The 25,198-nt window shown below is 60.0% G+C and carries 17 protein-coding genes and 6 pseudogenes; 16 read left to right on the plus strand and 7 right to left on the minus strand.

Going from position 1 to position 25,198, the window contains the following annotated elements; all coding sequences use genetic code 11:
* Nucleotides 1-70: 70 nt before the first annotated feature.
* Nucleotides 71-874 carry a helix-turn-helix domain-containing protein gene (locus KJQ96_RS34920; protein ID WP_213290748.1) on the minus strand — a complete coding sequence of 268 codons (804 nt, stop codon included), beginning with the start codon at nucleotides 872-874 and terminating at the stop codon, nucleotides 71-73.
* A 102-nt stretch (nucleotides 875-976) separates the two neighbouring features.
* Here KJQ96_RS34920 and KJQ96_RS34925 point away from each other — a divergent pair, with 102 nt between their 5' ends.
* From KJQ96_RS34925 to KJQ96_RS34940, 4 genes and pseudogenes are all read left to right on the plus strand, one after another.
* A complete protein-coding gene (locus tag KJQ96_RS34925) occupies nucleotides 977-1,450 on the plus strand; it encodes a hypothetical protein (protein WP_213290749.1) in 474 nt (157 codons plus the stop codon).
* 35 nt (nucleotides 1,451-1,485) lie between these two features.
* Nucleotides 1,486-2,478 (plus strand): tripartite tricarboxylate transporter substrate binding protein, encoded by a 993-nt coding sequence (locus KJQ96_RS34930; RefSeq protein ID WP_213290750.1) that lies wholly within the window; start codon nucleotides 1,486-1,488, stop codon nucleotides 2,476-2,478.
* The gene (locus KJQ96_RS34935) at nucleotides 2,478-3,377 is read left to right on the plus strand and encodes an MBL fold metallo-hydrolase (RefSeq protein WP_213290751.1); all 900 of its coding nucleotides are present in this window, start codon (nucleotides 2,478-2,480) and stop codon (nucleotides 3,375-3,377) included. Before KJQ96_RS34930 ends, KJQ96_RS34935 begins: the two co-directional genes overlap by 1 nt.
* A 205-nt stretch (nucleotides 3,378-3,582) precedes the next feature.
* Nucleotides 3,583-5,021, plus strand: a pseudogene (locus tag KJQ96_RS34940) (IS1182 family transposase).
* Nucleotides 5,022-5,116: 95 nt separating this feature from the next.
* On the opposite strand, the gene KJQ96_RS34945 reads toward KJQ96_RS34940, so the two are convergent.
* Nucleotides 5,117-6,052 (minus strand): LysR family transcriptional regulator, encoded by a 936-nt coding sequence (locus KJQ96_RS34945; protein ID WP_213290752.1) that lies wholly within the window; start codon nucleotides 6,050-6,052, stop codon nucleotides 5,117-5,119.
* Nucleotides 6,053-6,180: 128 nt separating this feature from the next.
* On the opposite strand from KJQ96_RS34945, the gene KJQ96_RS34950 reads away from it, so the two are divergent.
* From KJQ96_RS34950 to KJQ96_RS40795, 3 genes and pseudogenes are all read left to right on the plus strand, one after another.
* Nucleotides 6,181-6,975, plus strand: a complete 795-nt coding sequence (locus KJQ96_RS34950) for a tripartite tricarboxylate transporter substrate binding protein (RefSeq protein WP_213290753.1) — start codon at nucleotides 6,181-6,183, stop codon at nucleotides 6,973-6,975.
* Nucleotides 6,881-7,150 (plus strand): tripartite tricarboxylate transporter substrate-binding protein, encoded by a 270-nt coding sequence (locus tag KJQ96_RS42300; RefSeq protein WP_375293239.1) that lies wholly within the window; start codon nucleotides 6,881-6,883, stop codon nucleotides 7,148-7,150. The genes KJQ96_RS34950 and KJQ96_RS42300 overlap by 95 nt, the downstream gene beginning before the upstream one ends.
* 72 nt (nucleotides 7,151-7,222) lie before the next feature.
* Nucleotides 7,223-7,956 (plus strand): annotated as a pseudogene (locus tag KJQ96_RS40795) (class I SAM-dependent methyltransferase).
* Nucleotides 7,957-8,165: 209 nt separating this feature from the next.
* Here the strand turns inward: KJQ96_RS40795 and KJQ96_RS34965 are convergent.
* A complete protein-coding gene (locus KJQ96_RS34965) occupies nucleotides 8,166-9,095 on the minus strand; it encodes a LysR family transcriptional regulator (protein WP_213290765.1) in 930 nt (309 codons plus the stop codon).
* 178 nt (nucleotides 9,096-9,273) lie between these two features.
* Between KJQ96_RS34965 and KJQ96_RS34970 the strand changes: the two genes are divergently transcribed.
* The 3 genes and pseudogenes from KJQ96_RS34970 (at nucleotide 9,274) to KJQ96_RS34985 (ending at nucleotide 13,511) form a co-directional block, all read left to right on the plus strand.
* Nucleotides 9,274-9,714 (plus strand): ester cyclase, encoded by a 441-nt coding sequence (locus KJQ96_RS34970; protein WP_213290755.1) that lies wholly within the window; start codon nucleotides 9,274-9,276, stop codon nucleotides 9,712-9,714.
* Nucleotides 9,715-9,740: 26 nt separating this feature from the next.
* Nucleotides 9,741-10,336: pseudogene (locus tag KJQ96_RS34975) on the plus strand (NADPH-dependent F420 reductase).
* Between the two features lie 742 nt (nucleotides 10,337-11,078).
* Complete coding sequence (locus KJQ96_RS34985) at nucleotides 11,079-13,511, plus strand: EAL domain-containing protein (RefSeq protein ID WP_213290756.1); 2,433 nt, start codon at nucleotides 11,079-11,081, stop codon at nucleotides 13,509-13,511.
* Between the two features lie 69 nt (nucleotides 13,512-13,580).
* On the opposite strand, the pseudogene KJQ96_RS34990 reads toward KJQ96_RS34985, so the two are convergent.
* A pseudogene (locus KJQ96_RS34990) lies at nucleotides 13,581-13,820 on the minus strand (IS110 family transposase); the annotation flags it as partial.
* A gap of 270 nt (nucleotides 13,821-14,090) precedes the next feature.
* Between KJQ96_RS34990 and KJQ96_RS34995 the strand changes: the two are divergent.
* From KJQ96_RS34995 to rocD, 4 genes are all read left to right on the plus strand, one after another.
* Nucleotides 14,091-15,932: a tetratricopeptide repeat protein gene (locus tag KJQ96_RS34995; RefSeq protein WP_213290757.1), complete on the plus strand. Its 1,842-nt coding sequence runs from the start codon at nucleotides 14,091-14,093 to the stop codon at nucleotides 15,930-15,932.
* A gap of 86 nt (nucleotides 15,933-16,018) precedes the next feature.
* Entirely contained in the window at nucleotides 16,019-16,273 is a 255-nt protein-coding gene (locus KJQ96_RS35000) for a hypothetical protein (protein WP_213290758.1), read from the plus strand.
* A 710-nt stretch (nucleotides 16,274-16,983) separates the two neighbouring features.
* Complete coding sequence (locus tag KJQ96_RS35005) at nucleotides 16,984-18,189, plus strand: MFS transporter (RefSeq protein WP_213290759.1); 1,206 nt, start codon at nucleotides 16,984-16,986, stop codon at nucleotides 18,187-18,189.
* Between the two features lie 354 nt (nucleotides 18,190-18,543).
* Nucleotides 18,544-19,758 (plus strand): ornithine--oxo-acid transaminase, encoded by a 1,215-nt coding sequence (rocD, locus tag KJQ96_RS35010; RefSeq protein ID WP_213290760.1) that lies wholly within the window; start codon nucleotides 18,544-18,546, stop codon nucleotides 19,756-19,758.
* 269 nt (nucleotides 19,759-20,027) lie between these two features.
* On the opposite strand, the gene KJQ96_RS35015 is transcribed toward rocD, so the two are convergent.
* Nucleotides 20,028-20,240: a PRC-barrel domain-containing protein gene (locus KJQ96_RS35015; RefSeq protein WP_213290761.1), complete on the minus strand. Its 213-nt coding sequence runs from the start codon at nucleotides 20,238-20,240 to the stop codon at nucleotides 20,028-20,030.
* Between the two features lie 715 nt (nucleotides 20,241-20,955).
* Nucleotides 20,956-21,239: pseudogene (locus tag KJQ96_RS35020) on the minus strand (usg protein).
* 245 nt (nucleotides 21,240-21,484) lie between these two features.
* On the opposite strand from KJQ96_RS35020, the gene KJQ96_RS35025 reads away from it, so the two are divergent.
* A complete protein-coding gene (locus KJQ96_RS35025; protein ID WP_213290762.1) occupies nucleotides 21,485-21,802 on the plus strand; it encodes a co-chaperone GroES in 318 nt (105 codons plus the stop codon).
* Between the two features lie 137 nt (nucleotides 21,803-21,939).
* Nucleotides 21,940-23,586 (plus strand): chaperonin GroEL, encoded by a 1,647-nt coding sequence (gene groL / locus KJQ96_RS35030; RefSeq protein WP_213290763.1) that lies wholly within the window; start codon nucleotides 21,940-21,942, stop codon nucleotides 23,584-23,586.
* A gap of 17 nt (nucleotides 23,587-23,603) precedes the next feature.
* On the opposite strand, the pseudogene KJQ96_RS42305 reads toward groL, so the two are convergent.
* A pseudogene (locus tag KJQ96_RS42305) lies at nucleotides 23,604-23,835 on the minus strand (type IV pilus biogenesis/stability protein PilW); the annotation flags it as partial.
* Nucleotides 23,836-25,198 lie beyond the last annotated feature (1,363 nt).

A 25,198-nucleotide genomic window follows, 5' to 3' on the forward strand; every position in this document is an offset into this window, starting at 1 on the left:
GGCCAAATCGCAGGAGAATCATATCATTGATGGTGTTTTCACACAGCCTGGACCCGAAACAGACTTCAGGTCAGATTTCCGGTGCGCTACGCAGTGTGTCCACGATTTCCGTAGCAGCGGCCTTGAGATCGCCCAGACAATCCCTGACCATGTCTTCGACACTGCGGGCGGATTTTGGCCAGATCACGTTGATCACGCCATGGACCCGCCCACGGTCGAGGAGCGGAACGGCGATTCCGGCCAACCCATCTGGCAATTGCGCGCCATAAGGTCCGCCGACGAATGCCTGATCACGCAAGCCATAACCTCTCTTCCGGGTCTCGGATAGAATCTCATCAATACGCTTTTGGTCTCGCGCCAGCCAGTTTTCCGGCTTATCCGACTTGCGAAGCAAATTGATCACCTTCTGACGTTCGGCTTCGGGACAATAGGCCAGGTAAGCCCGTCCAACGGCAGACAACAACCAGTTCACTGGCATGCCCACTCTGTCCTTGCTGTAGTAGATCATGAAGGGACTTTGGGTCCGGCTCGTCTCCCGGTTCTCCATGTGGTCGCCCGCGGGGACCATCAGGTCCGATGGCCAGGACACCTTCTGACATAGCTTATCGAGCACCGGCGCCGCCGCCTCGGCGACGCGATCGTAGCGGTCGCGCTTCCGCCCGAGCCGGGTTAGACCGGTGCTGAGGCGATAGCGCCCATCAGCTAACCGCCGCGAAACCATGCCGGACTGTTCGAGCGTGTGCAGAATTCGCAGCAATGTCGGCTTCGGAATTCGGGTAAGGCGATAAACATCCTGCAGCGAGGAAATCGGCGTCGCGTTCAGCGCTTTGAGCACATCAAGGCCGCGCTCAATGCTCCTGATCGTCTTCGTCATGAAGCGAATCCCTCTCGGCAGACGCTGAATTGGCAGTTGCAACCCGAGGTTAGCGCGAATCTATCGTTCCACGTAGTGAAATCAGCGGTTTCACTACGTGAAATGAGTGCGTTTTTTGGTTCTCGACAGCGCGATCGGGCCGCATTGTCGGGAACGAAGTACAAGAAGACGCGCAAGTGCATGCCAAACTCCATACCGAACACGGAGGATGAGGACATGTTGGCCCTGGACACCGCAGACGCTATCAGCTTCGCGTTCGGATTATTCAACCTGCTTCGGCTGGTCTCTTACATTCCTCAGATCGCTGCGGTCGCACGTGATCATCAGGGTGCCCGCACCATCTCGCTGACGTGCTGGACAGTGTGGATCGGTGCGAACGCAGCGACCGCGCTTTATTCCTGGATCAAGCTCGCAAACTTCGGGCTCGCATCCGTAAGCGCCTTCAATACGATCTGTTGCTTGCTGGTTTTCTTCGTCGCTGGCTACAAGCGCTTCATCTTTACACGGTCCCGGATCGTTCGGCGGCTGGTCCCCTTGAAGAGGTTGCCGGCAGCCGTGAGTGTTTCCTGCAACTGAGCAGATTTTAACTCAACCTGAACAAGGAGGACGCAATGAACGTGGTTCGAAAATTTCGGGCAGTGATGCTCACGATGCTCCCGTTGACAGCAGGAACCTTTGCCAACATTGATCGGGCCGCTGCCCAGCCTTTTCCCTCCAGGACCATCACCATTGTCGTGCCGACCGCTCCGGCCACGCCGCCGGACATCATCAGCCGGGTGATCGCGACTGAACTATCGGCAAGTGAAGGCTGGAGCGTCATCGTCGAGAACAAAGCCGGCGCCGTTCTGACACTCGGCGGCGCCGAGGTTCTCAAACATCCCCCCGATGGGCACAGCATCTATGCAATGGCACTGCCGGTGAGTGCTGCGCCTGCGTTCCTGCCGAATATTCCATTCCGGTTGGAAACCGACTTCGCTCCGGTGATCAAGGTATCGACATCGTACAACGTACTGGTCGTCAACCCTGCTGTTCCGGCGAAGTCGGTTTCCGAACTCGTCGCACTGGTGAAGAGCCAGCCGGACAAGTTGACCTTTTCATCCGGCGGTTTCGGGACACCCGCTCATCTGATTGGCGAAATGTTCAAGCTGCAGACGGGAACCCGCGTCACCCATGTCCCCTACAACCAGTTCCCGCAAGCGATCGGCGATCTGCTCAACGGCACCAACCATTTCATGTTCATCACGACCCTGCCGGTGGTCGACCTCATTGCCACTGGCAAGCTGCGGGCGCTGGCGGTTACCGGGCCGAAGCGCATCGCTGCGCTCGCCGATGTTCCCACCATTGTGAAGCAGGGTTTTGCTAACTTGGCGGTCGAGGATTGGGTCGGCTTCGCCGTAAAGAGCGGGACGTCGAACGATGTCATCGGCCGGCTGAACGAAGCAATCAACAAGGTGCTGAGCAAGCCCAAAGTCCGTGAGGCTTTTGCGCGGGTCGGAGCCGAGCCGGCAGGCGGAACGCCCCTCGCATACGGCGAGCTCATCAAATCGCAGGTCACTCACTGGGCAAAGGTCGTCAAGGACTCCGGCATCAAGATGGGGAAATAATGGGCGGGGATGATTTCAAGGTAACGCTGTTGGGCACCGGGACACCGATCCCGTTGCCCGACCGTTTCGGACCAAGCACACTCGTCGAGGCAGGCGATCAGAAACTGCTGTTCGATGCCGGCCGCGGCGCATCGATCAGGCTGAACCAAGTCGGCATGCCGCTCGGCCGTATCGATGCGCTTCTGCTCACGCATTTTCACTCCGACCACACCGTCGGCATTCCAGACCTGTGGTTGACCGGCTGGCTTCAGCCGTACTTCGGAACGCGAAAGACGCCGCTGCGGGTTATTGGGCCGGAGGGCGCAAAGACCCTGATGACCCACCTTGAGCAGGCGTACGCGCTCGATATCCGCATTCGCATCGAGGACGAAAAGCTTCCGCCGCAGGGCGCTGGAATTGAGGTGAGTGAGTTTAATGCGGATGGGATCGTTTACGAAAAAAATGGGGTGAAGGTCGTCGCCTTTGAAGTTGACCACGGCGCAGCAATCAAACCGGCATATGGATACCGCATCGATTATGCCGGTCGTAGCGCCGTGATCTCAGGCGATACGCGATATAATCAGAACGTCATCAAATACGGGGCTAACACCGATCTGCTCATTCATGAGGTAGCGATTGTAAGACCCGAACTGCTCTCGGAGCCGTTTATCCAGCGCATCATGGCACATCATACCACCGCAAGCGAAGCCGGTAGGTTGTTTGCGATTACCCGGCCAAAGCTTGCCGCCTACACGCACCTGGTATTTCTGGCCAGCGAAGCAATACCGCCAGCCACCGCTGACGAGCTCATCGCGGAAACGCGAAAGACCTATGCTGGTCCATTGGAAGTCGGAGAGGACTTGATGACGTTCAAGATCGGGACGTCAGTATCAGTGCATCGATTTACGTCATCGAAATGAGGCTCAGTAGTTCCATCGTGTAGCCAAGTGAACCGCATGTCCGATGTTGGCACGAAACAGACTCGCCCGCGCATTTCGCCGATGTCCGTAGTTGATGGCAGAGCGGACCAAGCGCGTCCGGCGCCGGAGGTTCAGTTGGTGACCCTGGCTGTGTGAAAACGCGGTGCTGCTGTTATGATTTTCCCGTGATTCTAAGGGGGAATTGATGAGGCGCTTCGTTGAAGAGGCGGATCGTGGGCAATGGACGCTATTGCCTGAATGCCTCGATGACTTCATTGACGAGAGCAACCCTGTTCGCGTGATCGATGTGTTTGTCGATGCGCTCGATTTGGCCGAGATGGGCTTCGAAGGTGTGGAGCCGGCGGCGACCGGGCGGCCGTCGTACCATCCCTCGGTTCTCCTGAAGCTGTATATCTATGGCTATCTGAACCGGGTGCAGTCGAGCCGGCGGCTGGAACGCGAGGCCGGACGCAATGTCGAGGTGATGTGGCTGCTCGGTCGGCTCGCTCCTGATCACAAGACGATCGCGGACTTCCGCAAAGACAATGGCCTGGCGCTACGCAAGGTATGCGCGCGGTTCGTCGAACTCTGCCGTGAGATGGGCCTTCTCACGACGGCGACCGTCGCCATCGATGGCAGCAAGTTCAAAGCAGTGAACAACCGGGACAAGAACTTCACACGGGCGAAGGTGGAGCGGCGGCGTGCGCAGCTGGAGGAGAGTGTCGCGCGCTATCTGAGCCAACTTGACACGGCCGATAGGCAGGAGCCGAGCGAGGCGCTGGCCGCGAAGGTGACGAGGCTCCACGAGAAGCTCACAAAACTGAAGGAGCAGATGGGCAAGCTTGCCGTCTACGAGAGGCAGATGCTTGCGTCACCTGACCAGCAAATCTCGCTGACCGATCCCGACAGCCGTTCGATGGCGACGAGCGGCCGCGGTTCCGGCGTCGTCGGCTACAACGTGCAGGTCGCCGTCGACACCGAGCATCATCTGATTGTGGCGCACGAGGTGACAAATAGCGGCTCAGATGGGGCACAACTTGCCAATATGGGCAAGCAGGCGAAAGCCGTTCTCAAGACTGAGACGCTCGACGCTGTAGCCGATCGCGGCTACTTCAGCAGCCCGGAGATCCTCGCATGCCGCGAGGCCGGCATCACCGTAGCTCTGCCCAAGCCGCAGACGTCGGGCGCCAAATCGGAGGGGCGCTTCGGTAAACAGGACTTTGCCTATTTGCCGGAGGAGGACGCCTATCGCTGTCCAGCCGGGGAGCGGCTGCCATATCGCTTCACGAGCGAGGAAGACGGCAAGATGCTGCGGCGCTAATGGACCACCGCCTGTCAAAATTGCTCGCTCAATCGCAATGCACGACCGGGCCAGAGCGGCGGATTACACGATGGGAGCACGAGCATCTGCTCGAGGCCGTGCAGCAGCGGCTTGATGCAAACCCAGGAGCCATGCGTCAGCGTCGCGAGACGGTCGAACATCCGTTTGGGACGATGAAGGCCCGCATGGGAGCCACACACTTCCTCACCAAAACCCTTCCGAAGGTTGCCGCCAAGATGGCACTCTCCGTCCTGGCCTACAATCTGACGCGGGTCATGAAAATCATGGGAACCAAGCAGCTAATCCCTGCGATCGCGGCCTGAGACGTCCTCTACGCTTGGCTCTCAGAACCGCCCCGCGAGACCGTTTTTACACAACCAACACCCGAAGCGGACATTTGGATCGGGTCCCGCGCAGGCTACACGCGGGAACGGTCAATATGGCTTTGTAACAGCAAAGCGGAGCGGGTATGATCCCCGAGAGCGCGGCAGAACGCAGTGCCGTAGCGTGGTAGCGGCCGCCGTCCGCCCCAAAAGATCGCCAACGGTTCGCGCAGCCTTTTTTGACGAAACGTCAGGCGAACCACACGCAAGCGGTTGGTACGCATGCGCATCGTCGAGGGAAGGACCGCGAGTCCATGCCCAGCTTCCGCCATCGCGACGAGCGTATGTGGGGTCCGGCTTTCAAAGGCGATGGTCGGCACCACTCCCGCAAGCTGGCAGGCGGCATCGAATGTTCGTCGGAAGACATAACTTGTGTCGAGCAGCAGCAACGGGAGACCTGCCAAACAGTTGATCTCGAGAGTGTTGCGCGTGCCGGGCGCCAGTTTCGGCTGAAACGCCAAGAGCAGTTCGACCGACTCCAGGCGGAAGCTCTCGAAGGGCAGTTTTTCGGGTTGCGTCGCATTCGCCAGATTCTGCCCAAGATGGATATCGCCACGTTCCAGCAGCTCCTTGATCTCGGGCCATCCCATCGCCTCGCGCAGTCTCACCTGGACGTTCGGGAAAAGCTTCGCATAGTGGTGCAGGAAATCGGCGAGTATGCCCTCGATAAATTGCGGTGACGCCGCTACCTTCAACACTCCTCTGTCGCCGCGCCGAAGCAGTTGCGCGCGCTCGTCGAGAGTCTCGGCGTAGCTTAGCAATCCGCGACAGTCGACGAGCAGTTGTTCACCTTCGCCGGTCAGAACAAGTCCACGTCCCACACGGTCAAAAAGTCTAAACCCAAGTTCGCGCTCCAGGTCGGCGATCCGTCGCGATAGAGCTGGCTGGGCAACACGCAGATGCAGCGCCGCGTTTGAAACTGTCCCTAGTTCAGCCACTGCAACAAAGGTTCGTGCGCGCCGAAGATCCATGGGAGTCACCTATGCCGAAAAGACATTGATTTATAGATAATTTAGATATTGGACGCTGGCCATCGCGAATGTCCAGATAGCCAGTACTCGTGCACGGCTCGCGCCGTTAGGAAACTCAGGAGGATGCCATGTCCTTTCCGCGCCGTTTGCTGTTGGGTATCTGGGCGCTCATGTTCCTTGACCTGCAGGCCGGCGCGGAGACGTGGCCGGCGAAGCCATTACGCGTCATCGTGCCTATCGGCGCAGGCAGCTCGGTCGACCTCGTCGCTCGTATCGTGTGTGAGCAGCTATCCGAACAACTTGGCCAGCCGGTCATCGTGGAGAATCGGCCGGGCGCCGGCCAGACGCTTGGGGCCGCCGCCGCCGCAAAGGCCGAGCCGGACGGGTACACGCTGCTGGTCAATTCGTCAGCCCATACGATCGGTCCAGCACTCTATCCGAACGCCGGGTATCGCCCGGCAGGCGACTTCATTGCGGTGGCGGCGCTTGGTACGACGCCGTTTGTGCTGGTCGTTCCGCCGGAGCGCGGGTTCAGGACAGTTGTCGATCTGGTCAATGCTGCTAACGCGAGGCCCGGCGCATTCAACTATTCCTCGCCGGGAGTCGGAAGCGGATCGCATTTGAGCGCGGAGCGGTTTCGGCAAGTGGGCCGGGTGCAAGCGACTCACGTTCCGTTCAAAGGAGGGGTCGAGGCAATGACCGAAGTGATTGCTGGACGCATCGACTTCTTCTTTGTCGTGCTCGGACCAGCTCTGCCGCACATCCAGGAAGGGAAGCTCACCGCGCTTGCGGTGAACGGAGAGCAGCGCGCCGCCGGCGCTGCCGGGCATTCCAACGCTCGCGGAAGCTGGATTTGCCGATGCCGCCAATCCGACTTGGTTCGGTCTATTCCTGGCCGTGCGAACACCCCACGAGATCGCTGACCGGCTCCGGCAAGAAACAATGAGGGCGCTGCAGTCTCAGAAGGTACGGCAGAAGCTCACCGCCCTCGGCGTGGATCCTATGCCGATGTCAGCTGATGAATTTGCCGCCTTTGTGGAAAAGCAGGCGACGGCCGACGCCGCGCTTATTCAAATACTAGGACTCCGCTCTCAGTGAGGCCGGAGGAGCATGTCGACTTCTAGTTCATCGCCATTCCTGTCTGGCAGCGGCAACGGCTATGAGCTACAGATGGGGCGATGGAGCCGCCGCCTTGCGCCGCATTTCATCCGCTTCGCCGGGCTGCCCGGCGCCACGCGGGTGCTGGATGTCGGTTGCGGCACTGGCAGCCTGAGCTTCTCTTTGGCCAATGACCCTGAGATACACGGCGTGCACGGGATCGACCTGTCGCCGGATTACATTGCCTATGCGAAGCAAAAGAATGAGGACAATCGTCTCACTTTCCAGTTGGCGACGCCTGCGTACTACCGTTTCCCGACGCGTCGTTCGATCACGCACTCTCGATGCTGGTGCTGCAGTTTATACCCTGCTACGACGTGCCCATCCGCGAAATGCGCCGTGTTACGCGACCCGGCGGAATCGTCGCCGCCGCCACTTGGGATTCGCGCGGCGGGCTTGTCGCACAACGCATCATTCTCGATACCGCGGCTGTGCTCGACCCAAGCGCCAACGATTTTCGAGCACGAGCCTGCACACGCCCGCTAAGCCGCCCCGGAGAGCTGGCGCAAGCATGGCAGAATGCTGGCTTCATTGACGTTCAGGAGGAGATGTTGACGATCCGCATGGAATTCGCCTCCTTCGCGGACTTTTGGGCGCCTGTTGAAGGCTGCGATGGCCCGATCGCTGAATACGTCGGAACGTTGAAGCCTGACGTAAGAGAAACGATTCGCAAAGGGTCCAGCGGGCATACCTGGATGGTGAAACCGATGGCGCGCGATCGTATGCCGCGACCGCGTGGGTCGTAAAAGCCAAGGCACCATAGTCCGTCACGCAGTATGCTCTGCCATGCGCGGGCCGCTCCACATCCGCTTATGGCCCCAAGCCGACCAACTTGGTCGCCTGCGGCTAGTCTGGTATCGAGGGCAGTCCGGACTTCACATCAGCGACCCTTCGACCGCCGCTTTTGACACGAAACGGACATACCTTCAGTATCTGACCCGATTCTCGTAAAGTCCTAACCTAAGCTACCGGCGAAGCGTTCGGCCAGACGGTCACGCTTGAATGCCTCAACAACAAAGTCGATAAAGACGCGGGTCTTCGCAGGCAGCAGCGTGCGGCTGGCGTAATAAATGGAGATCGGTCCAACATCAATGTACCATTGGGGCACGAGGCGCACGAGCGCGCCGCGATCCAAATGCGGTAGCGCATGGCACACCGCGATCAATGCTACACCGAGGCCAAGTAGGGCTGCCCGGCAGGTCGCTTCCGGATCATCGAGGACAATCGTCTCCGTCAGCTTCACCGGAATTTCGGTGCCTGCCGCATTGCGCATTATTCGTTCGCGAATCCGACCCGTGCGCGATGAGCGCCATGCGATTCCTTCGAATGCGGCGAGCCCGGTAGGGTCGACAGGCAGTGTACGTTTCCTGAGATATTCCGGCGAGGCGACCGCGATCAGGTGCAGCGGCGCAAGCACGCGCGAAACAGCGCCTGGAGTCCATTCAATGCCGCCCCCGATCGCGGCATCATATCCATCGGCGACCAAATCGATCTGACGCGTCGTAAATTGCCAATCGGGTCGGATGCCTGGATAGCGCGCCAGGAACGCCGGCAACAGCGGAAGGATGTAATCAGCACCGAAGTTGAGACCCATGCTTACCTTGAGCACGCCCGCCGGCCCCCCTCCATCCGTCGCCATCGCCGAAATCGCCTGCTGCAGCTCCTCCAGATTGTCCTTGATGGCGAGCAGAAACCGCTCTCCAGCGTCGGTGAGCGCCAGCTTGCGTGTACTCCTGTGAAACAGCCGGGCGCCGAGATTGCGCTCCAGCATCGCCACGTTCCGGCTGACTGCCGCTGGCGTGAGGCCGAGGCGACGCGCCGCGGCCGAGAAACTGGAGCTTTCGGCACTGCGGACGAAGGATTCGAGGTTGGCGAGGGTTTCCAGAATATTTCCTTCAACGGATGCTTGAAGGTAATTGCATCAATTCAGGACTAATCCTAGGCGAATATCTCGCCATTATCCACTGCAGAAAGCGCAACTTCTCGCCCGAAAGACCCCGGCGCTGCCGCTTGAAATCACGGCGCCAACACGATGCAGCGCCCATAAACCTGGAGCGACATCCATGACTAAGATCAACGTGAGCGAAGCCGCGAAGGCTGTTGTTCGGCGGAACACTGAAGAAGTCCAAGGCGGGGGGAAATTCGAGGTGTTCGAGGAATTGTTCGCCGACGATTTTATCGATCATACGCCGCAGCCGGGGCGCACGCCTGACAAGGCTGGTGCACGTGAACTCTACAAGGTTCTGCGCGCTGCCTTCCCGGACTTCCACGCCGACATCCATTGGCAGCTCGCCGATGGCGACCGGGTGACGACCTACAAGACGTACCACGGCACGCACAAAGGCGAATTCTTCGGCATCGCGCCAACCGATCGCAAGATCCAATTTGAGACGGTCGACGTGATGGGCGTGCGCGACGGCAAGATCATCGAGCACTGGGGCGTGGCCAATCTGTTCTCTCTCATGCAGCAACTCGGCGCGCTTCCCGGCACGTCCAATCGCTAAAGCAGCGTACAGAGGAGGACACGAGCATGAGCATCGGCATTATTGGAGGGGCAATATTGGCCTCGCCTTCGCAAGAACGTTGTCGCGAGCTGGAATTGCCGCGACCATCGCCAACAGCCGGGGGCCCGGCTCCCTGAAGGAGTCCGTTGCTGCTCTGGGCCCGACCATCACGCCGGGAACGCGCGAGCAAGGCCGCCGCCGCGACATCGTCCCGATCGCGGTCAACTGGTCGAAACTAGCGCAGGCGGTGGCTGGGCTGCCGCCCTGCGGCGCACGGATCGTCATTGACGCCAACAACCCGATCGAAGCCCCGCTGTTCAAGCCGGTCGATTTGCAGGGCCGCATTTCCAGCGAGGTGGTCGCCGATCTGGTGAGTGGTGCGCGCCTTGTGAAGGCATTCAATCATCTGAGGGCGGACGTACTGGCGAGCGATCCACGGGCAGACGGTGGCCGTCGCGTGCTCTTTTACTCTGGCGACGACACTGCCGCGAAGGCCGAAGTTCGTGCACTGATCGATCGCCTCGGATTCGCTGGTATCGATCTTGGTCCACTCGCGCTTGGCGGAAGGCTGGCACAATTCCCTGGCGGGCCATTGCCGAACCAGAACCTCCTGAAGATCTGATAATCCTGCTAAGGGCCCTGTGGGGACCGAGTCATACGATTGGATCTAAGAGCCGCTTATGGCACGTTTGAGACATGCTGATCGGCACTGAGAATGTCTGTTCATCGGGGTAGAACGGAAGTCATCGGCCGACATCCAAACGGCGCTTTTGACCCAAAGCAGTCGAAGGCGCGCCGACGCTTATCTCGGCGTCCGAACGGAACTGATCTGGTCCCACAAAGTCTCAACGACGGATCCCTGCGATGAGGAACCTTCCGCCGATGAGGAAGGGAAAGATCAATCGACCTTTGCGCCAGGCCCAGTCAGCCGAAGTGATCGATAGTGATGGATGCGATCATCTGCTCCGTCAGCAGAAGAGTGATCAGCGCCGCGGGCCCGAAGCTGGTTCGCGACAACGCTCGAAAATCCGATGAAGATCGCGCCAAACGACCCACCGCTCCAGGCCCACCAGCGAATGCGTGCCACCTGACGGGAGCGGCTCACGGGACATTCCTGATCACACAGTCGCAGAGTTTGCGGAGGAGGCGCACAAGGCCGCCAGCGAATTGGCCTATCCAACCTTCGGAACGTAACGACAATCAATAAGCTTCTGGGAACTCTCGGACCGGTTACCGATGGGCAGTCACTTAAAAAAAACCATAGTGTCAGTTGTGTAAGCGTTTTTCAGGATTGCGCAAGGCCGACGGCCGCACGGTCAGCAGAATTGAAAATATGCAAGATATTTCACCGGGGCGTTACCTCGATGTTTACCATATACAACTGCATCGCCTACGAGCATGACCTGCGACTGGTGGTGCTGGCAGCCGCTGTATGTTCACTCGCGTCTTTCGCAGCAATCAACTTCCTGAATCACGTCCGCAAGACGACCGGCTATATGCGCGATATCTGGTTGTGCGTCGCCGCCACCGCGAGCGGCTTCGGCATCTGGGCGACCCACTTCATCGCCATGCTTGCGTACTCGCCAGGCATTCCAAGCGGATACAACATCATCCTCACCCTGCTTTCGCTCGTCGCGGCCATCTTGCTCACCGGCGTGGGCCTTTCGATCGCGTCCGGAAAGAGGGTGCCCGCAGGGCGCTGGATCGGTGGAGCGACCGTCGGCGGCGGCATCGCGGCGATGCACTATACCGGAATGGCAGCTTTCGAGATCGCCGGACGGATGCATTGGGACCCTGTTTTCGTTGCCGTTTCCATCGTGCTGGGGGCGGCGATCGGAGCAACCGCGCTGCCAGCAGGTTTGCGCGACGGATCGATGAAATGGAAGGCCATCGGGGCGGTGCTGCTCACGCTGGCAATCTGTAGTCACCACTTCACGGCCATGGGCGCGGTTTCGATAATCCCGGACCCTACGGTCGTGGTTTCGGAAATGGCGCTTCCGGCCGGCTGGCTTGCGCTCGGCGTCGCGCTTGCGTCGCTGACGATCCTGTTTCTCGCTTGCGCAGGTCTTGCGCTCGATATTCGCGAACGCCATCGCGCCGAACTGGAAGTCGATCGCATGCGCGGCCTTGCTGATGCGTCGGCCGAGGGGCTGCTGGTCTGCTACGGCGACAAGATTGTTTCGATCAATTCAAGCCTAACGGAACTGACAGGCTATGTCCCCGACGATGTGATCGGAGAATCGCTGGCGATCTGCCTGCCGGAGGAGTCCGTCAGGCGCAAGCTGGTCGCGAGGCCGCGCGAGCGGATCGAGGCTGAATTGCGCGACGTCAACGGCCAGTTCATTCCGGCTGAGTTCATCCTTCGCTCGATCGATTTCGCCGGTCAGCCGCATCATGCAATCGCCGTCCGCGATCTGCGTGATCGGAAGAAAGCCGAGGAACATATTCATTTCCTGGCGCACCACGACGCACTAACGGGCTTGCCTAACCGAAACAGCTTCAACGCCCGGCTCGACCGCGAAATCGAGGTGCACCAAGTCTCGGGTCAGTCATTTGCCGTGTTCTGTCTCGACCTTGATCGCTTCAAGGAAGTAAACGATCTGTTCGGTCATGCCGCCGGCGACGCACTCCTGAAGAGGGTTGCGAAATGCGTTACCGCCGTTCTCGATCGGAGCCAGATGATGGCGCGGCTCGGCGGCGATGAATTTGCCATTATCGCAACAAATCTTTCTGGTCCATCGGCGGCGGGCCGCATCGCGGAGAATATCATCGACGCGCTGCGGATCGAAAACGAATCATCGACCACGGCCTCGTTCGTCTCCACCAGCATTGGCATAGCGATTTTCCCAAACGACGCTCAGGACGGACGGGGCCTTCTCACCCACGCCGATACCGCACTCTATCGCGCCAAAACCGATGGTCGCGGAGTTTATCGCTTCTTTGAAGCCGAGATGGGCATTGAGGTGCGAGATCGGCGCATGCTGGAGCGCGATCTTCGCAGCGCGATTGCACGCCATGAGTTTGAACTGGCCTATCAGCCGCAAGCCCGGCTTGATACGCGCGAGATCGCGGGCTTCGAAGCCTTGTTGCGGTGGCGCCATCCGCAGCGCGGTCAGGTTCCACCGGGCTTGTTCATTCCCGTCGCGGAGGAAAGTGGTGCGATACAGCACATTGGCGAATGGGTGCTGAGGCAGGCATGCCAGGAAGCCAGCGGCTGGACTAACCCGCTCAGCGTCGCCGTGAACGTCTCCGCGATGCAACTGCACAATCCGCAGTTTACACATCTTGTTCACGAAATCCTTGTTCAAACCGGACTGAAGCCGGGACGGCTTGAACTGGAAATCACCGAAACCGCGCTGATCCGCGATTTCAATCGGGCGCTGGCGACCTTGCGTCAGCTCAAGGCGCTTGGCGTCCGCATCGCGATGGACGATTTCGGGACCGGTTACTCGTCATTGTCGAACTTGCGGGCATTCCCGTTCGACAAAATCAAGATCGATGGCTCATTCATCAAGTCGGTCCAGGCCAACGAGCAGGCGGCGACCATCGTTCGGGCGGTGCTCGGAATTGGGCGCGGGCTCAAGCTGCCGGTGTTGGCTGAAGGCGTTGAGACGCGCGAGGAACTCGGTTTCTTGGGTGCCGAGCTGTGCGATCAAGTTCAGGGCTATTTGGTGGGGAGGCCGGCCGATATAGCTGGTTTCCGCTACCTCACACATGCCGCGGAGAGCGCACGCGATCTCGAGTTTCCCCTACCACATGCCGGAGAGGGCGTCGCGCTGAAGGTCGTCAATCGTTAATGGGATGAACGCGACAGACCCCACCATGCTGTCGGCAAAATATTCCTGCTCCGGATCGCGACTCATATTCATCAGGCGGGCGTCTTGGCCAAGCATTTGGAGCTTGCGGCTGAGATGATGGGCGCCTACGCAGGCCTCCATACCGATCAAGCACGGCGGCAGGTTGGCGAGCCGCGTTTCCACCTGGCCGCGTGACCACTTCTGCCGCAGCACGATGGCACCGCGGTGATCATGACCCACGATGTGGAGCGAGTTTTTGCCAATATCGATGCTGAGCACGGTGATCGCTGCGTTGATTTTCTGAGACATGGCGTGCTCCTTGTCTTGAGCGCCCCTCGCCAGCTTCTCGTGCTGGCAGGGCCGGAGCACGGCCGGACCATCCCATTAGGGGACCTGGCCAACGCATGACTCGCAAGTGCATCACGCTTAAGTGTCGCGGTCATCTCTGCAGTTGTCTTGTGGCACGACCGGAAAAGCTTCAGAATTCGCGCTAAAGATCTTCTTTAGATTTCGACTCAGTGCCGGCCCATTGAATTTCGCATTGGCAGATGTTTCCTCCGCCTTATTTTGGAGTACGACATGGCGACATTCACACAATCGCAGAGATTACTGGTTTCCGCGGGAGCTGCGGCACTCGGCGGCGCTGCACTGGTGACGCTGCTGGCCGGCAACATCATTACCATCGCGGGTGCGGGCGCAACCGCCGTCGACCTATCGCCCCCATTCGCCGGCCCGGATTTTCCGGTCTGCCGCACGCCGGCCGAAATCGGCTCGCCGAACATGATGTTGCGTCTGGCACAGACCGAAGTGCCACGGGCCGAGATGAGCGCAGCCACATCCGCGGCAGCATTCGCGGACACCGAGCCGCCGCTGTGGGACGGGCTCGGCTCCATCACTTACAAGATCACCACCGGAAATGAGCGCGCACAGGCTTACTTCGATCAAGGCCTGCGTCTCGCCTACGCGTTCAATCATGCTGAGGCGCAGCGCGCGTTCCGCATGGCGCAGAAGCTCGATCCGGAATGCGCCATGTGCTTCTGGGGCGAGGCGCTGGTGCTCGGTCCCAACATCAATCTTCCGATGCAGGAGGACGCGGTCGCGCCCGCCTACGCTGCCGCGCAGAAGGCGAAGGCGCTTGCCGGCAAGGCAAGCCCACGCGAGCAGGCACTGATCGGCGCTCTCGCGGCGCGCTACGGCAGCGATCCGAAGGCCGCTCGCGCGCCGTTAGATGCAGCCTATGCGGCCGAAATGGCGAAGGTTGCAACGCAATTTCCCGACGACGACGAAATCGCCACGCTCTATGCCGAGGCGGTCATGGATCTCAGCCCGTGGGACTACTGGAAGCCGGGCGGCCGCGAACCCAACCCGCAGAGCGTGCCAATCGTGCCGACACTGGAGCGCGTGCTGGCTCGCAATCCGAATCATCCCGGTGCAATTCACTTCTACATCCATGCGGTCGAGGCGTCAGATCGGCCCAGGCGCGCCGAGCCCTATGCCGATCGGTTGCGCGGTGCGATCCCCGGTGCCGGCCATCTCGTGCACATGCCGAGCCACATCTACTATCGGATCGGCCGCTATCTCGACGCGCTGGAAGACAACAAGGTTGCGGCCAAGGTCGATGAAAAATACCTGGCCGATACCAACGCGCCGATGGGCGTCTATCGGCTCGGGTATTATCCGCACAATGTGCACTTCGTGATGGCGTCGGCGCAGATGGCTGGCGACGGTCAGACGGTGATCGCCGCCGCGGAGAAGCTGCGCGATCTCATTCCCGACGAGGTTGCCCGTGGCATTGCGATGGTGCAGCCGGTCAAGGCGGCGCCTTATTTCGCGCATGCGCAGTTCAGTACGTCCGAGATCATCCTGGCGCTCCCCGATCCCGGCGATGCCATCCCTTATGTCAAAGCGATATGGCTCTACGCGCGCGGCATCGCACTGGCAGTGCGCCGGGACTTCGCGAGCGCTGTGGCGGCAGCCAACGCCATCGAGACGCTGGAGCGCACCGCGGACTTCAAGTTGCTGAAGGAGTCGAACGTTCCTGCGCAGGAGGTGCTTCGCATCGCGCGCACAGTGATCCTGGCGCGCGTGGCCCAAGCTAAAGGCGACCGTCGCACTGCCATCGCCCGGTTCGAGCAGGCGTCCTTATTGCAGGACGAGTTACCATATACCGAACCACCCTATTGGTACTATCCGATCCGGCAGTCTCTCGCCGCTGCCTTGCTGCAGGCAGGCCGCTACGCGGAGGCAGAGCGACAATTCCAGCGTGCGCTTCGCCGAGCGCCATCCAATGGCTGGTCGTATTACGGACTGGCGGAACTGTACAAGGCACGCGGCAGCACCAGCGCGGCCCGCAAGGCCGAGGCCGACCTTGCCAAAACCTGGATCGGCGACCGCAAGCTTTTGCAGATTTCGAATCTCTGAAGCTCGCGCGTCGGTGCCGTGGGAGCCCAAGCGGAGTAGCGCAACCAACGGCACTGATCCATGTTACGGGTGATCGGGTTAGTGCGTTGTTGCTGCTCGAGCCGTTCAACGCCTGCTGGAAGCGTGACGGCTTTTGTGGTTTGACGCTGCAACCTTTCGTTGGTGATCGATTTTTGTTGCAAAAGTCGGTTGTGGCCGATGAGCGTTGGCCGGTCGTTTCGTTAACGGCGATCGGCTTTGTCCGCCGGCTCCCCGGCGCTCTATACGCAACTCTTACGCTACGCAACACACGGCGCATGAGCGGGTGGCGGTCGCGCAACCAACGACGCGAGCCGCTGTAGGTTCTGGGCGATGGCAGCAAAGACAAACTCGTCCTGGGCACCTCGCTGTCCGCGTGACAATCTGACAGCAGCCGGGCGACGCCCCTGCCGTGGGCCGGCCCGGTCCTGTGCAGAGAAGCGGAAGCGTTTATACCCGACAGCCTATTGGTGCAAGTTGAGCGCGGCGCCTGCTCAATTAACGACGACCTAAGCCGGGGGGCGATCCTCGTTCTGATCATATTATGATGCGCGTTGGGTTGATGTGACCCGTCAACCCGCAAACTTCCAATGACCGGAGCAGCCCACCAAATTCTTGCTTACCATCAATCTCAAGCCAGCGAAATTGCTCGGTATCGAAATTCCGGCATACCTTCTCGCCCGTGCGGGCGAGGTGATCGAGTAGGCACAGCCCACTTCCGGGTTTGGCACTTTTCGGACTTGAGGCGATGTCCGACCTGAGTCCGTTATCGGCACCTAAGCGGACGTCCGCCGTCCGCTCCAAGTTTATGGGTTCACGCCCTAGCCGATCGTTGACACTCACAGAGCGAGTTTCTACGCTGGGCGCAGATCATTGGAGATATTCGAGATGACGATCGCAACCGTCGTAGTAGGGCGCTGGCGCATGGACCGGTAACGGCACCAATGCCGGTACCCCGTGCGCCCCCGACAAGTTCGGGGGCTTTTTTTTGAGCAAATTTCTGTCCCGCCTGTCAGATTGAGAAGAGGATACCATGCCTGGAAAAGCCGCAGACCCGCCGGCCCTGATGACCTTGATCGTGCTGAGCGGCCTGTCGGTGGTATCTCTCAACATGTTCCTGCCCTCATTGGCAAACATCGCCAGTGAGTTTCAGGCGGACTATGCGCTCGTCAATCTGTGTATCGCCGGATATGCGGCCGTGAGCTGCGTGCTGCAGCTCGTGATGGGGCCGTTGTCGGATCGCGTGGGCAGGCGGCCTGTGATCCTTGCCGCCTTGCTGCTTTTCCTTGTCGCATCGCTGGGCTGCCTGTTGGCGTCCAACGTCTGGGTGTTTCTCACCTTCCGCCTCATGCAGGCGGTTATCGCCCCCGCCTACGCGGTTTCTGTTGCCATTATTCGGGATGTCTCCGCCGGCAGCAAAGCAGCGAGCTCCATCGGCTACGTGGCCATGACCTCGGCCATCGCTCCCATGCTGGCCCCGATGCTTGGTGGCGCGCTCGATGATCTGTACGGATGGAGGGCCAGTTTCTGGGCTTTTCTCGTTATGGGCGGCGCGACTCTCGCGCTGTGCTGGGTCGATCTGCGGGAGACCAACAAAACGCCCGCAGCTACGTTTACTCGGCAAGTTCGATCGTACGGGACGCTCGTGGGATCAGGGCGCTTTTGGGGTTACGCGCTGTGCATGACGTTTGCCAGGGGGGCGTTCTTCGTCTTCATTGGTGGAGCGTCGCTTGTCGCTGTCTCCACGTTCCGGATTTCCGCCGCACAGCTTGGTTTCTATATGGGAACCATCACAGCCGGTTTTGTTCTCGGTAGTTTTCTGTGCGGCCGCTTCTCCGAACACTATGGGCTCACGACCATGATGCTGACGGGCGGATTGGTCGCATGTGCGGGCTTGATTCTGGGAATCCTGCTTTGCCTTTATGGCGTGGTGAGTTTGCCGATCTATTTCGGCGCCTGTGGTTGCGTTGGTCTCGGCAACGGGTTGGCGATCCCGAGCAGCAATGCGGGTGTCGTCTCGGTTCGGCTGGAAATGGCAGGCAGCGCGTCGGGACTGTCAGCTGCGTTGACGGTCGGCGGCGGGGCATTCCTGTCCGCGATCACGGGCATGGTTCTGACCGAAGCGAATGCCGCCCCAACCCTGTTGGCAATGATGCTGCTGTCCTCGGGAATGGGCTTGCTGGCAACGCTGTACGTCATGCGGCTCGACGCGCAAGAGAAACCGCTCGAGCGAGAGTGAGAAGTCGATGCTTGAAAGAATTTTTCCTGTTGGCACGAATGCAAAGTGGCGCGGCCTCCCTGATACTTCCGCTATTGGCACCTTTGAGACATGCCGGCAGACGGCAACGATGTCTGTTTATGGGGGTTGAGCGGAATTCGTCGGTATACACCTAGACATGCTGTCTCGCCGGAGGGATCATGCAGCGCGAGGAGAACTGGGGCGCCGACCGCCCTTGGGCTGGCCCCAAATGGCCGTCACCCAATGCGTCCGCAAGCAAAATGTCTGTGGTAACTTGCTGATCATCGGGCATTCGCAGGCTGGAAAATGGCGATAGCCCATGCCTGCAGTTCGCTCCAACTGGAGTGACGAAACATGGATCCATCGGTCACTGATTTTATTGCGAGGGAAGCGCGCTTTGGCGCCCGGAACTACGAACCGCTCGGCGTCGTTCTGTCGCGCGGCGAGGGTGTCTTTGTTTGGGATACGCAGGGCCATCGCTACCTCGATTGCCTCTCCGCCTATTCCGCAGTGAATCAGGGCCACTGCCATCCGAAGATCTTGGCCGCGATGGTGGAGCAGGCCGGCCGGCTGACGCTGACGTCGCGCGCCTTTCACAACGACCAGCTGGCCCTCTTCTACGAAGAGATCGCGGCGCTGACCGGCTCCCACAAGGTGCTGCCGATGAACAGCGGCGCCGAAGCGGTGGAGAGTGCGATCAAGTCGGTGCGCAAATGGGGCTATGAGGTGAAGGGGGTTCCGGACGGGCATGCCGAGATCATCGTCTGCGCCGATAATTTTCACGGCCGCACCCTTGGCATCATCGGCTTCAGCACCGACCCGGCGGCACGTGACCATTTCGGACCGTTCGCTGCGGGCTTCAAGATCATCGCCTTCGGCGATGCCACGGCGCTGAAAGAGGCAATCACGCCCAACACGGTCGCCTTTTTGGTCGAACCGATCCAGGGAGAAGCGGGCGTCGTCATCCCACCGTCAGGTTACTTTTCAGTAGTGCGCGAACTCTGCACTGCGCACGACGTGATGCTGATTCTGGACGAGATCCAGACCGGGCTCGGCCGCACCGGCAAGCTGCTCGCGGAACAGCACGAGGGCATCGAGGCGGATGTCACGCTGCTCGGCAAGGCGTTGTCCGGCGGCTTTTACCCAGTGTCGGCCGTGCTTTCGAACAACGCGGTGCTCGGCACCCTGAAACCTGGCCAGCACGGTTCGACCTTCGGCGGCAATCCGCTGGCCTGTGCGGTGGCTCGGGCCGCGCTGCGCGTGCTGGTCGAGGAAGGGATGATCGAGAACGCAGCCGCCCAGGGCACCCGCTTTCTCGATGGCCTGAGCAGCATCCGCAGCAACACGATCCGGGAAGTGCGCGGACGCGGGCTGATGCTGGCCGTCGAGCTTCACCCGGAAGCAGGCGGTGCACGTCGCTACTGTCAGGCCCTGCAGGCCCGGGGCATCCTCGCCAAGGACACACATGGGCACACGATTCGCATCGCCCCGCCGCTAGTTATCTCCAGCGATCAGGTCGATTGGGCGCTGGAACAGATCGCAGCCACTTTGAGGCAGGATTTCTCGTGACCTCTGGCCAGCGCCGCCGACTGCCGTCGTTCTGTTGATCTCAATACACGCCCGCATGCCTCATCTTCCGGGTATACCGAAAACCCATTTTAAAACTCGCGTGCGGATGCACGCGCTCGCTAAGCTATTTCCCTTCCCTGAGCCCCTGGTGTCGAGTGCTTGCTGATGGAGGGATACAGCTCGGCCATCTCTCTCGCGCGGGATCGCTGATGACGAAACCGTCGGTCCGATCGAAGCCTGTTCGAGACAGTCTTTCGGCCTTAGCCGTTTCAGCCGGTCTGCGCGAATTTGATCGTTGAGACGGGCCACTTTCCATCGTGGCCCCTGATCGAAATTCGTAGGCCGTGCAACTCGTCAAGCCAAACATTCTCTACTGTCCCGGCCTTTTCATCAGTGAGAACTACGGCCTTGCCGACAAGCTCAGACCGGGCCTCATCGAGCGCGCCAAGGATTGTTAATGCATGGAGTTTCGCCGTAGGCATGGTTGCCTCCGAAATCAGGCCATGCGAGAGCTGCGGATCTCGTCGTGACGCGGCGCCCTCACTCTCGCTCCGACACGGGACCGGGTCATCAAGAGTTCGAATGGCTTTTCTTGTATGCGCTGCTGCAATCGATCGGCCGGCCACCCAAGAGGAGATCACAATTTGCATCGATGTCGGATATGCCACATGTGTCTTTGCCATCCCGGAAGACGCGCCTCGACCGATTGGAAAGGCGTCACCTTCGGCCAAGCGCCCCAGAACAGCCGTGGCGGCCTGATGTTGCCCGCTCGGCTCCCGTATTACCCAGCTTGGAGTGGGAGATTATCAAGCGCGCGGAGGTAGCACATTTAGAAGCCCTGCTCCTGAGAGCGGGTTCCCCTAAGCGTAAAGGGTGAGAGCTGCCGCAATCCGTGGGTTGGGTTCCGCCGGATGTCGTTGCGGGTCAACCTCGTCATTCTGACCATACGGCAGTCACTTCCGGTCTACCCCTGAAAGCAGACACTTTCAGTGCGGGTGGGCATGTCTCAAAAGTGCCAGATTCGGACTCATGCACCGCAGCAAACAACTAAAATTATTCGATCACTTCGTCGGCGCTGGCGAACAGAAAATGCGGGATTGTGATCTCGCTGAATTGGCCCGCGCGAAGAGAGTAAATTTCCCGAAAGCAATTTGCGTATGAGCGACAAAGATCAACCCAAAGCTCTGGGCCCTCGCGTTAATGCAGCCGGAAGACTCCGTCCACGGCGCGTGTTCGGTGGGCTTGATCAGTTTGGAGTGCGCGACGGTGACCGCAAACAGCGGGCCGTCGAGCTCTTGTTGCCAGAACGCGAGGAAATCCTTCAGCGCCGGGAAACTTGGAAACAGATCGTAGTCCTGCCAGACGTAAGTTTGCAGCAGCCATTGACTATCCGGACGGCGATAAACGATTTCCGCTGTTGTCAGTCCGTAGCCTAAGGCCTGCTTCCCGAGATTCTCGGAAACCGCATCTTTCTCGACCATTGCAACCTCCAGCCCAAGCTGAAAAGCAATGCATGAGTCTCGCGCCAAAAACGAAAACGTTCAATAGGTCATAGCGATCAACGCAATCGCCCCAAGCGTTCCTCCTCGAGAAACTCAAGTTGCAGTCAAACATCGTGGACCGAAGCCCTTGCGCCCCATTGTCACAAGCTTATGTGGAGAGCGACTAGCACTCGCTCATTGCGACTGCCAATCCAGAAATAATCACAAAAGCCAAGGAGGATCGCATGAAGTTCCGTCCGCTCCACGACCGCGTCGTGGTCAAACGCATCGATGCCGAAGACAAAACCGCAGGCGGCATCCTCATTCCGGACAGTGCCAAGGAAAAGCCCTCGCAGGGCGAGATCATCGCCGTTGGTCCGGGCGGCCGTGACGAATCCGGCAAGCTGATCCCGATCGACCTCAAGGTCGGTGACCGCGTGTTGTTCGGCAAGTGGTCGGGCACCGAGGTCAAGCTCGATGGTCAGGAACTTCTGATCATGAAGGAAAGCGACATCATGGGCGTTCTTACCGACGTTCCCGCCGCCAAGAAGAAGGCCGCTTAAGCGCTTTAGCCCGTTCCCTCATCCTGAGGAGCCGGCGCAGCCGGCGTCTCGAAGGAAGAGGCCTGCAATGCAAATCTCATCCCTCAGGAATCCGCCCAGTCGCGCGGACCTTGGGATCTGGGAATACGGAGATCATTATGTCAGCCAAGGAAGTCAAATTCGGCGTCGACGCCCGCGACAGGATGCTGCGCGGCGTCGAAATTCTCAACAACGCGGTGAAGGTCACGCTCGGTCCGAAGGGCCGCAACGTCGTGCTCGACAAATCGTTCGGCGCTCCCCGCATCACCAAGGACGGCGTCACCGTCGCCAAGGAAATCGAGCTTGACGAAAAGTTCGAGAACATGGGCGCGCAAATGGTGCGCGAAGTCGCCTCCAAGTCGGCCGACGCGGCCGGCGACGGCACCACCACCGCGACCGTGCTGGCGGCTGCGATCGTCCGTGAAGGCGCCAAGTCGGTTGCCGCCGGCATGAACCCGATGGACCTGAAGCGCGGTATCGACCTGGCGGTGGAAGCCGTGGTCACCGACCTCGTCAAGAACTCCAAGAAGGTCACCTCGAACGAGGAAATCGCCCAGGTCGGCACCATCTCCGCCAACGGCGACGCCGAAATCGGCAAGTTCCTGGCTGACGCCATGAAGAAGGTCGGCAACGAGGGCGTCATCACGGTTGAGGAAGCCAAGTCGCTCGAGACCGAACTCGAGGTGGTCGAAGGCATGCAGTTCGACCGCGGTTACATCTCGCCCTACTTCGTCACCAACGCCGACAAGATGCGCGTTGAAATGGACGATGCCTACATCCTGATCTACGAGAAGAAGCTCTCCTCGCTGAACGAGTTGCTGCCGCTGCTCGAGGCCGTGGTGCAGACCGGCAAGCCGCTGGTCATCGTCGCCGAAGACGTCGAAGGCGAAGCCCTCGCCACCCTGGTCGTCAACCGCCTGCGTGGCGGGTTGAAGGTCGCGGCCGTCAAGGCTCCGGGCTTCGGCGATCGCCGCAAGGCCATGCTGCAGGACATCGCGGTGCTGACCGGCGGTCAGGCGATCTCGGAAGACCTCGGCATCAAGCTCGAGAACGTCACGCTGCAGATGCTCGGCCGCGCCAAGAAGGTGATGATCGACAAGGAAAACACCACGATCGTCAACGGCGCCGGCAAGAAGGCCGACATCGAGGCGCGCGTGCAGCAGATCAAGGCGCAGATCGAGGAAACCACCTCGGACTACGACCGTGAGAAGCTGCAGGAGCGTCTGGCCAAGCTCGCGGGCGGCGTCGCCGTGATCCGCGTCGGCGGCGCGACCGAAGTCGAAGTGAGGGAGCGCAAGGATCGCGTGGATGACGCGATGCATGCGACCCGCGCGGCGGTCGAGGAAGGCATCGTGCCGGGCGGCGGCGTCGCCCTGCTCCGTGCCTCCCAGCACCTCAAGGGCCTGCGCACCAAGAACGACGACCAGAAGACCGGCGTCGAGATCGTGCGCAAGGCGCTTTCCTATCCGGCCCGCCAGATCGCAATGAATGCAGGTGAAGACGGCTCCGTCATCGTCGGCAAGATCCTCGAGAAGGACCAGTATTCCTACGGTTTCGACTCGCAGACCGGCGAGTACGGCAACCTGGTCTCCAAGGGCATCATCGATCCGACCAAGGTTGTTCGCGTAGCGATCCAGAACGCGGCCTCCGTTGCGGCGCTGCTGATCACCACCGAAGCCATGGTGGCCGAGGTGCCGAAGAAGAACGCAGGCGGCGGCATGCCTGCGGGTGGCGGCATGGGCGGCATGGGTGGTATGGATTTCTAAGTCCAACCGTGCAGCGCTCAAAAGAAAAAAGAAAGGCCCGGCAGCGATGCCCGGCCTTTCTGCATTTCGTGCGTTTGATCGCGGTTGCCCTGCTCAATTTGCCACAGGCCGTAATACTGCCACGTCAGTACATGGTTCGGATCGGCTTTCAGCGCGCTCGTACCAGACCTACGAGAATTTGTAGTCGCCGGGCTTGCGATCGGAATAGCCGATCAGATTGCCCACGTTCGGGTGATCGTCGCGGCCAAGTCGCGCGTCGGGCCGCAATTTAGGAACAATGTTGGCTTGTGAGAGTCGATTCGGTGGCTTCCGGTTTGCGTCGCCAAACAGGCTCCCGCCGGAAGTGGACGGCTCTGGCGGATCTCGCTAGGGCCGTCTTGTTCACCCTGGCGGGCGCTTCCAGTCCCGTGACAGCCCGGCAACGATGAACCGGGCGGCCAAGGCGCTTACCTTCCTTCCAATATCCGCGAATTAACTCGCGTTTGAGATCCCTGGAGGCGTATACTCCGACAATCACCGCTCCGCCTCCTAGGCATTACCGGTGACAGAGAGTGTTGCGCTCCCGCCTGTTCGAGGGAAGCATCATGCCCCAATCTCAACACCTGTCGTCCGTCATTCCATTCGCTGCAATTGAGCGCCCCGCCTGTCCGAAGTGCAAGGCCCCGATGATGCTCGTCAGCATCGAGCCAGCACGCGCCCGGGGCGTCGACTTGCAAACGTTTGAATGCGCTGTCTGCAATCAGGTACTTACGAGCTTTGCCGCGTTTGAAGACCCCATGAAGTCCAAGGGCCTTGGACGCTGGCTTCAAGGCGATTTGCACTCACCGAAGTAAGGCCCGCCGGCGTGAACCGGCGGATCGGGCGGCGCGGGACTAGCTCGCGCCCTCGTGGTCAGATCTCCTCGGTTTCAGCCTCCGGCTGGCTGCGGTAGGCGTCTCGGAGCCACAGGCGATTGAGGGGGGACCGTTCGCGCGAAACGCGCGCGAGCCGCCGGGCTTCCCCAGCGGCTCAAGCGTTGCGTAGCGATGTGTTGCGACGCGCAGCGTCGCGTGGCGGAACGTTGCAATGCGCCGAGGCGCACCGCGTTGCCTACCGTGATGTCGATAAGTCCTACGCGTCTCATCGACGACCCCAACATGGTGCAGTCGCGAGGCGACTTCAAGACAGCGCGGCTGCCATAAAACGTGCGCCATCTGTTTGTGATGCCATCTCTTTATGATCATGCCTAAGAAGGCCGCAACTGCCGTAACGAGATGTAACAAAACCATGTAATATAATAGACACGCGCGTCGTTTTTTCGATTGCGATGCCTGCCTCGTCCGAGCCGGTCATCCTCATCAGCGCCGACCTATTCGAGGAGTGGAGAGCCTTCGCGGCCATTGGAGTACGCAAACTATCCTCGAACGAAGGAGAACAACCCGTTTGTCGCAGTCGCCTAATCGACAACAGAAAAATTGAAATCTTCAAAGCCTCGGCATTGTGGGCATTTGCTTATAGCCTTCTCAGTGGCGCTCTCCTCGTCGTAAGAAATGCAAGCGCGCATGTCGCCTATTGGCACAGGCTGTGTAAAAACGCGGACTTATGGTTGGGCAGCCCGACGAGCTGGCCTTGC

Origin of the sequence: Bradyrhizobium sp. sGM-13 (assembly GCF_018398875.1) — a bacterium.
In the GTDB taxonomy this organism is placed as follows: Bacteria; Pseudomonadota; Alphaproteobacteria; order Rhizobiales; family Xanthobacteraceae; genus Bradyrhizobium.